Source organism: Mycobacterium sp. 236(2023) (assembly GCF_029623955.1).
Lineage (GTDB): Bacteria > Actinomycetota > Actinomycetes > Mycobacteriales > Mycobacteriaceae > Mycobacterium.
Genome location: NZ_JARSBP010000003.1, coordinates 255,844 through 270,499, shown reverse-complemented (window position 1 = coordinate 270,499; position 14,656 = coordinate 255,844). Strand labels below are relative to the sequence as shown.

Annotated in this window: 15 protein-coding genes; 5 read left to right on the top strand and 10 right to left on the bottom strand. The window is 66.6% G+C overall.

Going from position 1 to position 14,656, the window contains the following annotated elements:
- Nucleotides 1-108 precede the first annotated feature (108 nt).
- Entirely contained in the window at nt 109-1,479 is a 1,371-nt protein-coding gene (locus tag P9A17_RS12395; RefSeq protein ID WP_278038944.1) for a hypothetical protein, read from the bottom strand.
- 649 nt (nt 1,480-2,128) lie between these two features.
- Between P9A17_RS12395 and P9A17_RS12390 the strand changes: the two genes are divergently transcribed.
- Nucleotides 2,129-3,061, top strand: coding sequence for an MPT63 family protein (locus P9A17_RS12390; protein WP_278038943.1), 933 nt, complete (start codon nt 2,129-2,131; stop codon nt 3,059-3,061).
- Between the two features lie 64 nt (nt 3,062-3,125).
- Here the strand turns inward: P9A17_RS12390 and P9A17_RS12385 are convergent, their stop codons facing one another.
- The 7 genes from P9A17_RS12385 to P9A17_RS12355 form a co-directional block, all read right to left on the bottom strand.
- On the bottom strand, nt 3,126-3,833 hold the full coding sequence (locus tag P9A17_RS12385; protein WP_278038941.1) for a hypothetical protein: 708 nt from the start codon (nt 3,831-3,833) through the stop codon (nt 3,126-3,128).
- Between the two features lie 73 nt (nt 3,834-3,906).
- A complete protein-coding gene (locus P9A17_RS12380) occupies nt 3,907-5,073 on the bottom strand; it encodes a lipid-transfer protein (protein ID WP_278038940.1) in 1,167 nt (388 codons plus the stop codon).
- Nucleotides 5,070-5,474: a MaoC family dehydratase gene (locus P9A17_RS12375; RefSeq protein ID WP_278038939.1), complete on the bottom strand. Its 405-nt coding sequence runs from the start codon at nt 5,472-5,474 to the stop codon at nt 5,070-5,072. The genes P9A17_RS12380 and P9A17_RS12375 overlap by 4 nt, the downstream gene beginning before the upstream one ends.
- On the bottom strand, nt 5,471-6,436 hold the full coding sequence (locus P9A17_RS12370) for a bifunctional MaoC family dehydratase N-terminal/OB-fold nucleic acid binding domain-containing protein (RefSeq protein ID WP_278038938.1): 966 nt from the start codon (nt 6,434-6,436) through the stop codon (nt 5,471-5,473). Before P9A17_RS12370 ends, P9A17_RS12375 begins: the two co-directional genes overlap by 4 nt.
- Nucleotides 6,433-7,596, bottom strand: coding sequence for an acyl-CoA dehydrogenase FadE29 (gene fadE29, locus P9A17_RS12365; RefSeq protein ID WP_278038937.1), 1,164 nt, complete (start codon nt 7,594-7,596; stop codon nt 6,433-6,435). Before fadE29 ends, P9A17_RS12370 begins: the two co-directional genes overlap by 4 nt.
- Before the next feature lies 1 nt (nt 7,597).
- Nucleotides 7,598-8,599 carry an acyl-CoA dehydrogenase family protein gene (locus P9A17_RS12360; RefSeq protein WP_278038936.1) on the bottom strand — a complete coding sequence of 334 codons (1,002 nt, stop codon included), beginning with the start codon at nt 8,597-8,599 and terminating at the stop codon, nt 7,598-7,600.
- A 35-nt stretch (nt 8,600-8,634) separates the two neighbouring features.
- Nucleotides 8,635-9,894 carry a cytochrome P450 gene (locus P9A17_RS12355; protein ID WP_278038935.1) on the bottom strand — a complete coding sequence of 420 codons (1,260 nt, stop codon included), beginning with the start codon at nt 9,892-9,894 and terminating at the stop codon, nt 8,635-8,637.
- Nucleotides 9,895-10,015: 121 nt separating this feature from the next.
- Between P9A17_RS12355 and P9A17_RS12350 the strand changes: the two genes are divergently transcribed.
- The 4 genes from P9A17_RS12350 (at nt 10,016) to P9A17_RS12335 (ending at nt 12,898) form a co-directional block, all read left to right on the top strand.
- On the top strand, nt 10,016-11,179 hold the full coding sequence (locus P9A17_RS12350) for a steroid 3-ketoacyl-CoA thiolase (RefSeq protein ID WP_278038934.1): 1,164 nt from the start codon (nt 10,016-10,018) through the stop codon (nt 11,177-11,179).
- Nucleotides 11,180-11,192: 13 nt separating this feature from the next.
- Nucleotides 11,193-11,576: a hypothetical protein gene (locus P9A17_RS12345; protein WP_278038933.1), complete on the top strand. Its 384-nt coding sequence runs from the start codon at nt 11,193-11,195 to the stop codon at nt 11,574-11,576.
- A gap of 9 nt (nt 11,577-11,585) precedes the next feature.
- The gene (locus P9A17_RS12340; RefSeq protein ID WP_278038932.1) at nt 11,586-12,086 is read left to right on the top strand and encodes a nitroreductase family deazaflavin-dependent oxidoreductase; all 501 of its coding nucleotides are present in this window, start codon (nt 11,586-11,588) and stop codon (nt 12,084-12,086) included.
- A gap of 110 nt (nt 12,087-12,196) precedes the next feature.
- Nucleotides 12,197-12,898, top strand: coding sequence for a GAF domain-containing protein (locus tag P9A17_RS12335; protein ID WP_278038931.1), 702 nt, complete (start codon nt 12,197-12,199; stop codon nt 12,896-12,898).
- Between the two features lie 19 nt (nt 12,899-12,917).
- On the opposite strand, the gene P9A17_RS12330 is transcribed toward P9A17_RS12335, so the two are convergent.
- Nucleotides 12,918-13,823 (bottom strand): SDR family oxidoreductase, encoded by a 906-nt coding sequence (locus P9A17_RS12330; protein WP_278038930.1) that lies wholly within the window; start codon nt 13,821-13,823, stop codon nt 12,918-12,920.
- Nucleotides 13,824-13,834: 11 nt separating this feature from the next.
- The gene (locus tag P9A17_RS12325; protein ID WP_278038929.1) at nt 13,835-14,623 is read right to left on the bottom strand and encodes an SDR family oxidoreductase; all 789 of its coding nucleotides are present in this window, start codon (nt 14,621-14,623) and stop codon (nt 13,835-13,837) included.
- Nucleotides 14,624-14,656 lie beyond the last annotated feature (33 nt).

Below are 14,656 nucleotides of genomic sequence, written 5' to 3'. Positions count from 1 at the left end.
CGCCGGGCACCGTGAAAATGCTCGTCCGCCAAAGCTTTTGATCATTGGCAAATAAAACAGCGGGCCCACCGGCGATGCCGATGGACCCGCTGGTCGTGTGCCTAACTGCTAGGTGGAGGGAGTCTCAGACCCGCCGCCGCTGCCTGCCGAGCCGGGGCTGCCGTCAGCACCGTCACGGCCGATGGCGCCCTTCGACCCACCGGTGCCACCGGCACCGGCCGTCGCCTTGCCGGCACCGTCGGTGTCACCGTCGCCGCCGTTGCCACCGTCACCACCGTTGCCGAAGGTGTCACCGCCGACACCGCCGGTGCCGCCCTTGCCGCCGGTGCCGTTGCCGCTGCCCACGGGGCCGTCCTCTTCGTCGGGAACGCCGCCGGTGCCGTTGCCACCCTTGCCGCCCTTGCCGCCGTCGCCGATGACACCGCCGTTGCCGCCCGTGCCTCCGGAGCCACCCGTCGCGTTACCGTCCAGGCTTTCCGCGAGGCCGCCCTCGCCACCCTCGCCGCCAGTGCCGGACGTGGTGCCGCCGCCTTCACCGCCCTTGCCGCCCACGGCGTCCGCGTCCTCGTATCCCAGGCCGGAGCCGCCCCGACCGCCCTTGCCTCCGGTGCCGCCGGTGCTGCGACCACCGGTGCCGCCGGCACCGCCGGTTGCCGTCTTGCCGTCCGCTTCGGCGGAGGCGTCTCCACCGTCGCCGGCGTCGGACGGCGTGCCGTAGGCCGACCGGCCGCCGTTGCCACCCTTACCGCCGGTTGCGTTTCCGTTGATCGAATCGGCGTCGCCGCCGCGGCCACCCTCGCCAGACGAGCCGAAGTTGCTCGACCCGCCGGCACCGCCGGCGCCGCCGGTCGCGTCGTTCTTGGACGCGTTGTCGCCCGTGAAGTTGGACTCGTTGTCGTCGTCGCCGCCGCGGCCACCCGCGCCGCCCGTCCCGAAGAGGCCGCCGGACCCGCCCTTGCCGCCTGCGGTGGCCGACGAGGTCTTGTTGCCCTGCGCGTCGTACACGGCGTCGACACCCCGGCCGCCCGCACCGCCGTTGCCGCCCCACAGGCCGGCGTCGCCACCCGTGCCACCCTTGGCTCCGGCGCCGCCGCTGCCGAACAGGAAGCCGCCGTCGCCGCCGTTGCAGGCTGCGCCCTCGCAGTCAGCGTTGGCGTCGAGGCCGTCACCGATCAGCCAGCCGCCCGGGCCGATGATGGGCCGGAAGAATCCGTTGGCCGTGGCAGCCTCGCCGAGCGGGGTGGCCACCGAAACCGGCCCGGTCTTGTGGTCGCTGCCCGCATTGAGCTGCAGCCAGACGATGTCTTCTTCGTTCGAGACGAGCTGCACCTGAACTTCGGTGGGTGCCTGCGCGTCGTCGATCAGCGTCAGTGCGCCGACGCCCGCGAGTGCCGCCCCCGCGACACCCGCCGTGATACCGGCGCCCAGATAGTTACGGATTGCCGCCGAGCGATCGCTCTTGTTGGCGTGCCTTGCCATTGTGGTGCCCCCCTGAGGAGTAGGTCCGTGGTTTGGAGTCGCCAAAGCATCAGCGCCAGGCAACGCGTAGCTAGTCTTACCAGAGCCGCGGCCAGATTTCCGACTTTTGCTGGCCCCTATTTCAAGGCTTCACCTTCTGGACGCTTCCTGCTAGCCATCGAGCGAAAAGGGCGGCGATACCGCCGAACCGTCGCGCGGCGGGCACGCGAAACACCATTCGCATCGGGCATCACAACTGTCACAGGTGATCTGCGCAAAGCGGGATTACATAGCGCGAAATGCCGGTCATCATACATATCGACAGGGTGGTAAATTTTCAGCAACCGCGTAGCCGGTTCGATATCGCCCGCGACCGGCACACGCCTCCGACGGCAGATACTTGCGTTTGCTAGCGACTTGCCGCTCCCCGAACGCCTGTCGACCGGCGCCGGGCCGACCGAAGCCAGTGGCGTCGCACGCGTGGAATCACCCGGACGCAAAGTTCCGTCAGCCCAGTTCAACGCCGTGGAAGTGCTGGTTGTGCACGGTGTTAGCACCCGGCTTGCGGAGCTAGCGGATCGGGCCGGTGCCTTGGCCCCTGTCACGGGGCTGTTACTTTGCTCGAGGGGACCCCCTCGCTGCTCGCTCAACGAAACCAGGAGGAACACGCGTGAAGATCAAGCCCGTATTGGCCGCTTTCACCACGACGGCGGCAGCCGCAGTGGCGTTCGCGGGAGCACCTGTCGCCACGGCGGACGCCGAGGTGCAGTGGCTCGGACAACCCGGCGAGATCGTCAACGGCGACGTCGTCCAGCACTGGACCGTCAGTCACCTCAAGCCCAGCACTGATGCCATCCCGTACCAGCCGGTCGGCACCTTGTGGGAAGCCACCGCAAGCGATGAAGCGGTCTCCGGCACGGTCACACCGATCGTCTCGAACCTCAACGCCCGCGCGCACAACGGCGACACCTACCGAGTGCTGTTTGGCGTGGCCAGCGAGCAGGGCGTCAACCCGTCGACGCTGGCTCAGGGACAGAAGACCTCGGGCAAGATCTACTTCGACGTCACCGGTGAGGCGCCCGACAGCGTCTTCTACAGCACCGGTGAGGGTGAACAGCTGCTCTGGCTGGAGGCCCCGCCCGCCCCGCCTGCCGCGGCAGCCGGCTCGGGGAGTGGCTCGGCGTCATACGGCACCGGAGAGGCACCGGCCTCCTCGGACACTGCCGAGACCACCACCCCGGAGACCCCGGGTGCGGCTCCGGCTTCCGCAACGCCTGCCCCTGAGGGCGCGACCCCGACAGCAGTGCCTGCGGGCAGCGCGGGGACGCCACTGCCAGAAGGTAGCTCGGGAACACCTCTGCCGGAGGGCAGCGCCGGAACGCCGCTCCCAGAGGGCAGCGCGGGCACTCCGCTGCCGGAAGGTGCCGCCCCGGCCGAGGCGCTTCCTGCGCCGGTTCCAGCCGCGGTCACCCCTGCGCCGCAGGGCAGCTCGGGAACGCCGCTGCCTGAGGGTGCTGCGCCGGCTACCCAGGCCCCGGCCCAGCCGGCGCCCGCCCCTGGTGCACCCACCACGACGGTCGTGGTGCCCGCACCGCCTGCCTGACGATTCTGGATCTAAGGGTTCGTGCCGCCTGCCACGCAGGCGGCACGGCTCGTTTCAGGGCCGCTCAGGAATGCGACGCCCACCAGGTGTACAGCTGCACCATGTTGGGCCCTTGGGGACCGGACTGGACCTCGCTCATCAACAGGTCGGCGTCGGTGGTCCATGCCACCGTCGGCTTGGTCTGCTGGAAGCCGCACATCAGGGTTCCGGCGGCCTGATCGGGAGTCGCGTTGCGACGCCATGGGCCCGGCGACTGAATGTTGCCCGGGCAGTTCACGACCGACGTCGTGCCCAGGACCTCGTCGAACAGTTCCGTGAGGGAGTCACCGTCGCGGGCAAGCGAGTAGGTGGCGGTCAGCGGCCCACCGTTATCGTCGTTCTTCTCGCAACTGACCTGAGCCACAGCACCTTTGACGGGGACGACGACCTCACAGGCTCCTTCGGCATACCCCTTCGGCACCATCCCCAGCAGTCGGCTCTCGGCCTCCTGCTGCGATTCGCCCTCGGCGGTCGTCGTCGTGGCGGTCACGGAACCGTCGCCATCACCCGATGACGGCCAGAAAGCCCACGCGAGCGCGCCGAGGGCAATCACACCTACTGCCACCGCAGCCACCGGGACGACAGGCCTGCGATCGCGCTGCACGATTCGAGGGTTCACCGACATCGGCGCGTTGTACCGCGGCTCAGGCGGGCCGGCCTGCGGCGCATCAACCCTGCCGACGTGAAGCGGCCCGGTGTCCTCGTCGTCGGGATTCGGTTCACGCGAACTCATTTGGCCAAGGGTAGTTGCCGTGCGCGCCGGATCGTGCGAGGCACACCTCGCCACGGTGCCCGCGAATCGGCTTTCAGCCGAGGATCAGTCCCGACGTCGGCACCCCGGTACCGGCGGTGACCAGGACGTGCTCGACATCGGGCACCGGGTTGACCGACGTGCCGCGCAATTGGCGCACACCTTCGGCGATGCCGTTCATCCCGTGGATGTAGGCCTCCCCGAGCTGTCCGCCGTGCGTGTTGATCGGAAGCTTGCCGCCGAGTTCGATGGCGCCTCCGGCGATGAAATCTTTCGCCTCGCCCTTGCCGCAGAATCCGAGCTCCTCGAGCTGGATCAGCGTGTACGGCGTGAAGTGGTCATACAGGATCGCCGTTTGGATGTCCGTCGGCGTCAGGCCGGACTGTGCCCAGAGCTGGTCACCGACCAGACCCATCTCGGGCAGTCCGAGCTCCTCGCGGTAGTACGAGTACATCGTGAACTGGTCAGCGCCGGCCGCCTGCGCCGCGGCCTCGATGATCGCGGGCCGGTGCTTCAGATCCCTGGCGCGTTCGGGTGTCGTCACGACGATCGCCACGCCACCGTCGGTCTCCTGGCAGCAGTCCAGCAGTCGAAGCGGCTCCGCAATCCACCGCGAATTCTGATGATCCTCGATGGTGATCGGCTTGCCGTAGAAATGGGCCTTCGGGTTGTTGGCCGCGTGCTTGCGGTCCGCGACGGACACCGCACCGAAATCGGCACTGGTCGCGCCGTATTCGTGCATGTATCGCTGAGCGATCATCGCCACGGAGGCCGCGGGGGTGCTGAGTCCGTGCGGATAGGACCAGCTGTATTCCACGCCGCGGGAATCCGCGTTGACGGTCAGCCCCGTCATCACCTGGCCGAACCGGAACTCCGAGCGCTCGTTGAATGCTCGGTAGGCGACGACGACCTCGGCCACGCCGGTCGCGACGGCGAGGGCCGCCTGCTGCACCGTCGCAGCGGCGGCGCCACCGCCGTAGCCGATCTGGCTGAAGAACTTGAGGTCCCCGATACCGGTGGCGCGGGCCACGGCGGTCTCGAGGTTGGAATCCATCGTGAAGGTGACGAGGCCGTCGACGTCGGAAGGGGCAAGCCCGGCGTCGTCGAGAGCGTCGAGCACCGCCTCCGCGGCCAGCCGCAGTTCACTGCGGCCCGAGTTCTTCGAGAAATCGGTGGCACCGATGCCGGCGATCGCCGACTTGCCGGACAGGCCGCCGGTCATGCAGGACCTCCGAAAGTGATTGTGGCCGTTGCGATCACGTGGTTACCGAGGCTGTTGCTCCCGGTGACCTTCAGCGTCACCAGTCCATCCTCGATGGCGGTCACCTCACCGCTGAACGTCACGGTGTCGTAGGCGTACCACGGCACGCCGAGGCGCAGCCCGATCGATTTGATGACCGCTGTCGGGCCTGCCCAGTCGGTGACGTAGCGCTGCACGAGGCCGGTGTCGGTCAGGATGTTGACGAAGATGTCCTTGGAACCCTTGGCCTGCGCCTTGTCCCGGTCGTGGTGCACGTCCTGGTAGTCGCGTGTTGCGATGGCCGTCGACACGATGAACGTCGGATCGCCGTAGAGCTTGAGTTCGGGCAGCTTCGTGCCCACCTCCACTGTCGGTGCGCTCATGCTCGCGGCTCCCATGCATACAGCGTCCAGGCCGGGCTGATCTCACTGTCCGGGAAGTCGATATAGGTTGCGCGCACCGGCATTCCGATCTCCACGGCTTCGGGGTCCACGCCACGGAGTTCGCCGAGCATCCTGATGCCTTCGTCGAGTTCGACGAGGGCGATGACGAACGGCAGGGTGCGGCCGGGCACTTTCGGGGCGTGGTGCACGACGTAGCTGAACACCGTGCCGTCGCCGCTGGACACGACGTAGTCGGTCGTCTCCTCTTTGGGCTTCCACACCGCGGGGACCGGCGGGTGCTGCAGCGTGCCGTCGGGACGTTTCTGCAGCCGCAGTTCGTGGGCGTTGACGCCGTCCCAGAAGAACTTGGTGTCCCGCGACGATGCCGGGCGCATCAGCTTGTCGGGATCGAGATCCGCGGGCACCTCGCTGACAGGCTTGTCATTGTCGGCAGGTCGGAATTTCATGATGCGCCAGTTCATCTCCGCGACACGCTCCCCGTCGGGAACGGTCCACGTGATCAACTGGTTGATGAAGAACCCCTCACCGAGCGCGGTCCGCTTCGGCCCGACGACGTCGGTGATCTCGGCGTGGATGGCGAGTTGTTCGCCCGGCCGCACGTACCGGTGGTACGTCTGCTCACAGTTCGTCGCGACCACACCGACGTAGCCCGCGTCGTCGAACAGCGCCATCATCTTCGACAGCGGGTCGTCGTCGGAACGCCCTTCACCCAGGCCGCCCATCGTCCACACCTGGATCATCGCCGGCGGTGCCACGACACCGGGATGCCCAGCCGCCCTGGCCGCTTCCTCGTCGACGTAGATCGGATTCTTGTCGCCGAGCGCATCCACCCAGTGGCGGATCATCGGTTGGTTCACCGGGTCCGGCGCGTTGCGCGGCTCGCTCTTACCCGCCGCTTTGATCGTGTCGATACCGGATTGCAGGTCTGCCGTACTTGTCACCTGGGTACCCTCGGCACCTTCAGGCCTGCGGCGGCGATCATTTCGCGCATCACCTCGTTGACGCCACCACCGAACGTGATGACCAGGTTCCGCTTGGTCTGAGAATCCAGCCACCGCAACAACTCCGCGGTCTCTGGATCTGCCGGGTTGCCGTACTTGCCGACGATCTCCTCGGCCAGCCGGCCCGCGTACTGGATGCGTTCGGTGCCGAACACCTTGGTGGCCGCGGCATCCGCGACGTCGATGTTCTCGCCTGCCGCAGCGACCTGCCAGTTGAGCAGTTCGTTGATGCGCCACAACGCCTTGAGCTCACCGAGTGACCGCTTCACGTCGGCGTGCTCGATCGGAACGTCGCCGTTACCACCGGGTTTCGAGGCCCACTCGTGCACGCGGTCGTATAGGGAGCCGACTCTTCCCGCCGGGCCGAGCATGACGCGCTCGTTGTTGAGCTGCGTGGTGATCAGACGCCAGCCACCGTTCTCCTCGCCGACGAGCATGTCGGCAGGCACCCGGACGTCGCTGTAGTACGTGGCGTTGGTGTGGTGTGCGCCGTCGGACAGGATCATCGGCGTCCAGGAGTAGCCGGGATCCTTGGTGTCCACGATGAGGATCGAAATGCCTTTGTGCTTCACCGCACTCGGGTCGGTTCGGACAGCCAGCCAGACGTAGTCGGCGTCGTGACCACCGGTGGTGAAGACCTTCTGCCCGTTGACGATGTATTCATCGCCCTGTTTGACCGCCGTCGTACGCAGCGATGCGAGATCGGTCCCGGCCTCCGGCTCGGTGTAGCCGATCGCGAAGTGCACGTCTCCGGCGAGGATCGCGGGCAGGAACTTCTTCTTCTGCTCCTCCGTGCCGTACTGCTGCAGCGTCGGCCCGACCGTCTGCAGTGTCACGGCGGGGAGCGGGACGTCCGCGCGTTGCGCCTCGTTGACGAAGATCGACTGCTCGATCGGGCCGAAACCCAGGCCGCCGAACTCTTTCGGCCAGCCCACACCGAGCTTGCCGTCGGTACCCATCCGCTTGATCACGGTGCGATAAGTCTCGTTGTGGCGATCCTTCTCCATGGCCTTGTTCTCCTCGGGGGAGATCAGGTTCGAGAAGTACTCGCGCAGTTCAGCTTGCAGCTGCTTCTGCTCCGGAGTCAGTTCGATGTACATATCAGGCTCCCACCAGATCCAGACGGTGTGCTCGCCCGCCGAGCAGCCGGGTCAAGTCTTTGATCGTGGAGTAGTAGCGGTCCATCGGGTAGTCGATGTCCATGCCCATGCCACCGTGCAGGTGGTGGCAGAGCTGCATCGCCGGCGGCGCCTCCGAGGTCACCCAATAGCCGAGGATGTCGAGGTCCGACCCGGCGTCCCGCCCCTCCGACAGCGCCCACGTCACCGCATTGGACGCCAAAGTGATTGTCCGCGAGGCGATGTACACCTCCGCCAGCTGAGCGGCGACCGTCTGGAATGTCGACAGCGGCTTTCCGAACTGTTCACGGCCGCCCACGTAGTCGGCGGTGAGCCGCACAGCGCCTGCGACCAGACCGGCGGCGAAGGCGCCGATGGCAGCCAGAGCCAATTGATTGACGCGGGTCGCGTCGGCGCCGGACAACACGTCGTCCTCGGCGACCGTGACATCGGTGAACGTGACCGAGGCTTCGTCACTGCCGTTGGCTGTCGGCGTCGGGGTTACCGCGACACCGTCGGCCTTGGCCGAGACCACGACGACACCGGTGTCGGCCGTGACCACGAGCCAATCCGCTTGTGCAGCAGAGCCGACCGCGATCTTGGTGCCGTTGAGCTTTCCACCCGACAGCGTGGTGACAGGACGATCGGGCAGTGGTGCACCGGGCTCGCTGAGCGCGAGACTCAGCACCGAGCCCTTCGCAACACCGGCCAGGTAGCGGTCCTGCTGCGACTCGGAGGCCAGATCGAGCAGCACCACGGTCGCGCCCAGGGTCGGCAGCGCCGCCCCGGTCGTCCCGTGCCTGCCGATCTCGGTGAGCGCGGTGGCGATCTCGGCGAGACCGACACCGTCGCCGCCCAGGCGCTCGGGCACCCCGAGCGCGGCCACGCCACCGGAAACCAGTGCGTCCCAACTGTTGTCACGATCGAGCACGGACGTCACCACATCGGCGACAGCCTGCTGCCCCTCGTCTGGGCTGAAATCCACCCGACTCCTCCTTGAGTCTTAGCGCTACTGCAGAACTAGTGCTGGACCGGGCATTTGCCGGTGTAGTCGACCTGCCAGTGCTTGATCCCGTTGAGCCACCCCGACATCAACCGCTCCGGCTCGCCGATCGGCTTCAGGTCGGGCATCGCGTCGGCGACGGCGTTGAAGATCAGGTTGATCGTCATCTTGGCCAGGTTGGCACCGATGCAGTAGTGCGCACCGGTGCCGCCGAACCCGACGTGAGGGTTCGGGCTGCGCATGACGTCGAACGAATGCGGATTCTCGAACACCTCGTCGTCGAAGTTGGCCGAGCGGTAGGACATCACCACTCGCTCCCCCTTCTTGATCTTCACACCGGACAGCTCGGTGTCCTCGAGGGCGGTGCGCTGGAACGCCGACACCGGGGTGGCCCAGCGGACAACCTCGTCGGCGGCGGTCTCCGGGCGCTCCTTCTTGTACAGCTCCCACTGTTCGGGGTGCTGCATGAACCCGATCATGCCGTGCGTGATCGAGTTGCGAGTGGTCTCGTTACCGGCGACTGCGAGCATGACGACGAAGAAACCGAACTCGTCGTCGGAGAGCTTCTCCCCGTCGATGTCGGCCTCGATCAGCTTGGTCACGATGTCCTCGGTGGGGTTCTTCGCCCGCTCCTCGGCCATCTTCATCGCATAGGTGATCAGCTCGAACGAGGACATCGCCGGGTCGACGTCGGCGTACTCGGGGTCTTCACCCGCGGTCATCTCGTTGGACCAGCGGAATAGCTTGTCGCGGTCGTCTTGCGGCACACCGAGCAACTCGGCGATGGCCTGCAGAGGCAGCTCGCACGACACCTGCTCGACGAAGTCGCCGGTGCCCTCGGCGGCAGCCGTCTCGGCGATCTTCTTGGCGCGGGCCCGCAATTCGTCCTCGAGGCGCCCGACGGCGCGCGGCGTGAAGCCACGGGAGATGATCTTGCGCAGCCGGGTGTGCTGCGGCGCATCCATGTTCAGCAGCACGGCCTTCTGCAGGTCGATCGCGGAGCGCTCCATGCCCTGCGGCCACACCGGAATGGCGCCGTCGGGTGAGCTGCCGAACACGTCGCTGCGCTTCGACACCTCTTTCACGTCGGCGTGCTTGGTGACCAACCAATAACCTTTGTCACCGAAGCCTCCCGTGCCGCCGGGTACGTCGACCCAGTGGATAGGCTCGGACTTGCGCAGTTCCGCAAGCTCCTCAACCGGGAGGCGTTCGAGGTTCAGGTTGGCGTCGAGGAAATCGAAGTCAGGGGCGACGGGGCACGAGTTAGGGCCAGGCATGGGGAAGCTCTCCTCAATTGCAACGTGTTCTAGTGCCAGTAAAACATGCCTTCTCCGCAGATCAAAGGTGTGACCGCATCGCAGCTTGTCAGGCTTATGAAACGTGTTCTAGCCTGACGGAATGGGTACCCCTGTCATCGTCGAAGCCACCCGCAGCCCCATCGGCAAGCGCAACGGCTGGCTGTCCGGTCTGCACGCCACCGAGTTGCTCGGTGCCACGCAGAAGGCTCTCGTCGAGAAGGCCGGCATCGATGCCGGAACCGTCGAGCAGGTCATCGGCGGCTGCGTCACGCAGTTCGGCGAGCAGTCCAACAACATCACCCGGGTCGGGTGGCTGGTGGCGGGACTTCCCGACCACGTGGGAGCCATGACCGTCGACTGCCAGTGTGGCAGCGGCCAGCAGGCCAACGGCCTGATCGCGGGCCTGATCGCCGCAGGCGCCATCGACATCGGCATCGCATGTGGCATCGAGGCGATGAGCCGCGTCGGGCTCGGCGCGAACGCGGGCCCCGACCGCAGCATCATCCGTCCCGCGTCGTGGGACATCGACCTACCCGACCAGTTCACCGCCGCCGAGCGAATCGCCAAGCGGCGCGGCATCACTCGCGAGGACATCGACCGGTTCGGTTTCGATTCCCAGCGCAAGGCCAAGCAGGCCTGGGCCGAGGGCCGGTTCGACCGCGAGATCAGCGGCATCGAGGCCCCCGTGCTCGACGAGAACAAGCAGCCCACCAGCGAGCGCCACATCGTGTCCAAGGACCAGGGCCTGCGCGACACCACACTCGAGGGGTTGGCGTCGCTGAAGCCCGTGATGGAAGGCGCGATCCACACTGCGGGTACGTCGTCACAGATCTCCGATGGCGCCGCAGCCGTGCTGTGGATGGATGAGGACAAGGCCAAAGCGCTCGGGCTGAAGCCGCGTGCCCGCATCGTCAGCCAGGCGCTTGTCGGCGCCGAGCCGTACTACCACCTCGACGGCCCCGTGCAGTCCACGGCGAAGGTGCTGGAGAAAGCCGGCATGAAGATCGGCGACATCGACATCACCGAGATCAACGAGGCCTTCGCGTCCGTGGTGCTGTCCTGGGCCCAGGTCCACGAACCCGACATGGACACCGTCAACGTCAACGGGGGCGCGATCGCGCTCGGCCATCCCGTCGGCAGCACCGGCAGCCGCCTGATCACCACGGCGCTGCACGAGTTGGAGCGCACCGACAAGAGCACCGCACTGATCACGATGTGCGCCGGCGGTGCGCTGTCCACGGGAACGATCATCGAGCGGATTTAAGGTGGTATCGCCGATGATTCCAGTTGCAGACCGCATAGCAGCGGCGCAGGCGTACATCACCGCGCTGGCCACCCATCAGGCCGACGACGTACCGTTCGCGCCTGGCTGCACCCGGGTCGAGATCGGGCTGAAGACGGGCTTTTCGGGCGACCACCTGCGCCGCAGCCTGAACAACGGACTGCAGTACAAGGTGATCAAGGCGGTGTCGGCGCCGGAGTTCACCGTCGACGGCGACACCGTGCGGGCGCGATTCGAGCTGTCGACCAAGCCGAGCCTGGCGGGCCGCAGCGTCGGCGCCCGCATCGACGAGACGTTCCTGATCCCGGCCGACGACCCGTCCGGCCGAGCCCAGATCCACCACATCAACGCCTCCATCCGTCCGTTCGTGAACAGCTAAGGTCACGCCATGGCCCAACCACCGAAACCCCTGAGCGCCAAGCAGGTCGAAGGTCTCAACTCGAAAGCTGTCGGCGTCGGCATCAAATGGATGTCGAAATTCAACACCTGGGCCTACAAGGCGACCGGTGGCCGCATCGGCTACAACTGGCGCGGCGGGTCCAACCGATTCTCCGCTCCCCCGCCGGTCGGAATTCTGACGACGATCGGCCGCAAGTCCGGCGAGCCCAGGGACAGCCCGCTGCTGTTCCTTCGCGAGGGAGACCGGATCCTGCTGGTCGCCTCGCAGGGGGGCCGTGCCACGAACCCCATGTGGTACTTGAACATTCAGGCCAATCCGAAGGTCACGTTCCAGATCAAGAACGAGAAGCTCGACCTCGTCGCGCGCGATGCGACCGACGCCGAACGCGACGAGTACTGGCCCAAGCTGGACGCAATCTATCCGGACTTCGTCAATTACCGGTCCTACACCGACCGCAAGATCCCGATTCTGATCTGCGACCCGGCCTGACCGGTTTGCTGCGACCGGGACGGGGGCGCTGACGATTCGCCAGACCACCGTTTTCGCACTCAATTTCCACAACTGCGCGCGTAACGCCGTTGCTCGCTTATCGTTGACGGGTGATCCCACTTCCCGGCTTCGACGCCTGGCTCAACCGCCTGGTTGAAGAACAGGCAGCGCAAGCCGACCAGTCGGTTGACGCCTACGTCGCCCACGCTGTCGCGGCGCGACTAATAACCGATGTCACACGCCGCCAGGAAGACACCGCAGATTTGCTGGCGCACCTCTCCAACGCCAATATCGCCGCCGCCGACGAGGCTGCCGGACCGGAATCAGTGGTGGCGGACCCGAGGCGGTTGAAGGCCCTGTACGCCACCGGTCTCATGGATGCCCCGCGCGAACGGATTTACGACCGCATTGCCGACATGGCCGCCGAAGCACTGGCGGCGCCCGGTGCTGCCATCTCACTGGTCGACCGCGACCGCCAGTTCTTCGTGAGCCTTCACGGCTCGGCGACTGAAGACCCGAAGGAACGCCAGACCTCCATCGACCGCTCGGTCTGCCAGTACGCCGTCGCGTCCGGTCAGCCGTTGGTGATCGCCGACGCGAGAGTCGACCCGGTGCTCAAGTACAACCCTGCCGTCGCCGACGGCACCGTCGTCTCCTACTTGGGTATCCCGCTCATTGATGCCGACGAGCACGCGCTCGGCACGCTCTGCGTCTGGGACACAAGCCCGCGGGAATGGACCTCCGGTCATGTGACGACGCTGCGTGATCTCGCGGAGCTGGCGAGCAACCGGATGTTCAACAACGGGCACTGAGGAGTCCAGAGTCCGGGAATTAGGCCCCGTAGACGGGAACCGCCGGCCGCGCCTTGGCGAGTAGGCCGGTCACGACGGGGCCGAGTTCGGCGGGATCCCACTGAGCGCCCTTGTCGGTCTCCGGGCCGTGAGCCCATCCCTCGGCCACGCGGATCTTGCCGCCCTCGACCTCGAACATCTTGCCGGTGACGTCGCGGGACTCGACGGAACCGAGCCAAACGACCAGCGGAGAGATGTTCTCGGGCGCCATCGCGTCGAAATCCTTGTCCTGCGTGGACATCATGTCTGCGAACACGGTTTCGGTCATCCGGGTGCGCGCCGAGGGCGCGATCGCGTTGACACTGACGCCGTAGCGCCCCATCTCGGCGGCGGCGACGAGCGTGAGCGCGGCGATACCTGCTTTGGCGGCACTGTAATTGGCTTGCCCGACACTGCCCTGCAGGCCGGCGCCGGAGCTGGTGTTGATGATGCGCGCGTCGACGGTGTCACCGGCCTTGGACTTCGCACGCCAGTAGGCCGCGGCGTGCTTCATCGTGGCGAAGTGGCCCTTGAGATGCACTGCGGTGACGGCGTCGAATTCTTCTTCGCTGGTGTTGGCGAACATCCGGTCGCGCACGATGCCCGCGTTGTTGACGAGAACGTCGAGTCCGCCGAAGGAGTCGACGGCGGTCTGGATGAGCCCTTCGGCCTGGGCCCAGTCCGCCACGTTGGCGCCGCTGGTGACGGCTTCGCCTCCGGCAGCGACGATCTCGTCGACGACGGTCTGAGCGGCGCTGCCGCCGCCCGCGGGTGAGCCGTCGAGGCCGACGCCGATGTCGTTGACGACGACGCGCGCTCCCTCGGCAGCGAAGGCCAGGGCGTGCGCCCGGCCGATTCCGCCACCCGCACCCGTCACGATGACCACGCGGCCGTCGAGCAATCCCATTGTCGTATCTCCTATTTGATGTCGGCAGTCGTGGTCGACAGGTAATGCGGCGGTTCCCCGCCCCCGTGTACCTCGAGCGAGGCACCACTGATGTAAGACGCGGCCGGCGAGGCGAGAAACGCTGTCGCCCAGCCGATGTCCTCCGGCTTGGCCAGCCGGCCGAGCGGCACATTCTTCGATATCGCGGCGATCGAGTCGGCGTCGCCGTAGAACAGTTCGGACTGTTCGGTCTCGACCATCCCGACGACGACGGAGTTGACCCGCACCTTCGGAGCCCACTCCACCGCGAGGGTCGCGGTCAGGTTGTCGATCCCGGCCTTGGCCGCCCCGTAGGCAGCGGTCCCCGGCGTGGGCCGATGACCACTGACGCTGGAGATGTTGATGACGGAGCCGCCCGAATCTTGGCTCTGCATCGCAGCATTGGCGTGGGTGGAGACGGAGAGCGCACCAAGAAGGTTCAGCTGGAGAATCTTTGTGCTGAACTTCGCCGATGCGTCGGCGGCGAGCACGTAGGGCGATCCGCCTGCGTTGTTCACGACGATGTCGAGGCGGCCGTGGTCGGCGACGATCCCGTCGATGAGGGCTTTGACCGAATCGTCGTCACGGATGTCGCACGGGCGGAACTCGTATGGCGAACCGTCGACCGGACGGCGTGCGCATGTCACGACGGTGGCGCCCTGGTCGGCGAACACGCGGCTGATTCCTGCGCCGACGCCGCGAACACCGCCGGTGACGAGCACGACGCGTCCGGTCAATCCCAGAGTGATGCCCGCAGCGGCACTGTCGACGGCGTCAGTCACTGTGCTAGCGTACCAAGCAAGTGCTTGCTTAGG

Coding starts and splice junctions, on each gene's coding strand:
- P9A17_RS12395 (WP_278038944.1), bottom strand. CDS start 1,479: ATGGCAAGGCACGCCAACAAGAGCGATCGCTCGGCGGCAATCCGTAAC.
- P9A17_RS12385 (WP_278038941.1), bottom strand. CDS start 3,833: ATGAGTTCGCGTGAACCGAATCCCGACGACGAGGACACCGGGCCGCTT.
- P9A17_RS12380 (WP_278038940.1), bottom strand. CDS start 5,073: ATGACCGGCGGCCTGTCCGGCAAGTCGGCGATCGCCGGCATCGGTGCC.
- P9A17_RS12375 (WP_278038939.1), bottom strand. CDS start 5,474: ATGAGCGCACCGACAGTGGAGGTGGGCACGAAGCTGCCCGAACTCAAG.
- fadE29 (WP_278038937.1), bottom strand. CDS start 7,596: ATGTACATCGAACTGACTCCGGAGCAGAAGCAGCTGCAAGCTGAACTG.
- P9A17_RS12355 (WP_278038935.1), bottom strand. CDS start 9,894: ATGCCTGGCCCTAACTCGTGCCCCGTCGCCCCTGACTTCGATTTCCTC.
- P9A17_RS12350 (WP_278038934.1), top strand. CDS start 10,016: ATGGGTACCCCTGTCATCGTCGAAGCCACCCGCAGCCCCATCGGCAAG.
- P9A17_RS12345 (WP_278038933.1), top strand. CDS start 11,193: ATGATTCCAGTTGCAGACCGCATAGCAGCGGCGCAGGCGTACATCACC.
- P9A17_RS12340 (WP_278038932.1), top strand. CDS start 11,586: ATGGCCCAACCACCGAAACCCCTGAGCGCCAAGCAGGTCGAAGGTCTC.
- P9A17_RS12330 (WP_278038930.1), bottom strand. CDS start 13,823: ATGGGATTGCTCGACGGCCGCGTGGTCATCGTGACGGGTGCGGGTGGC.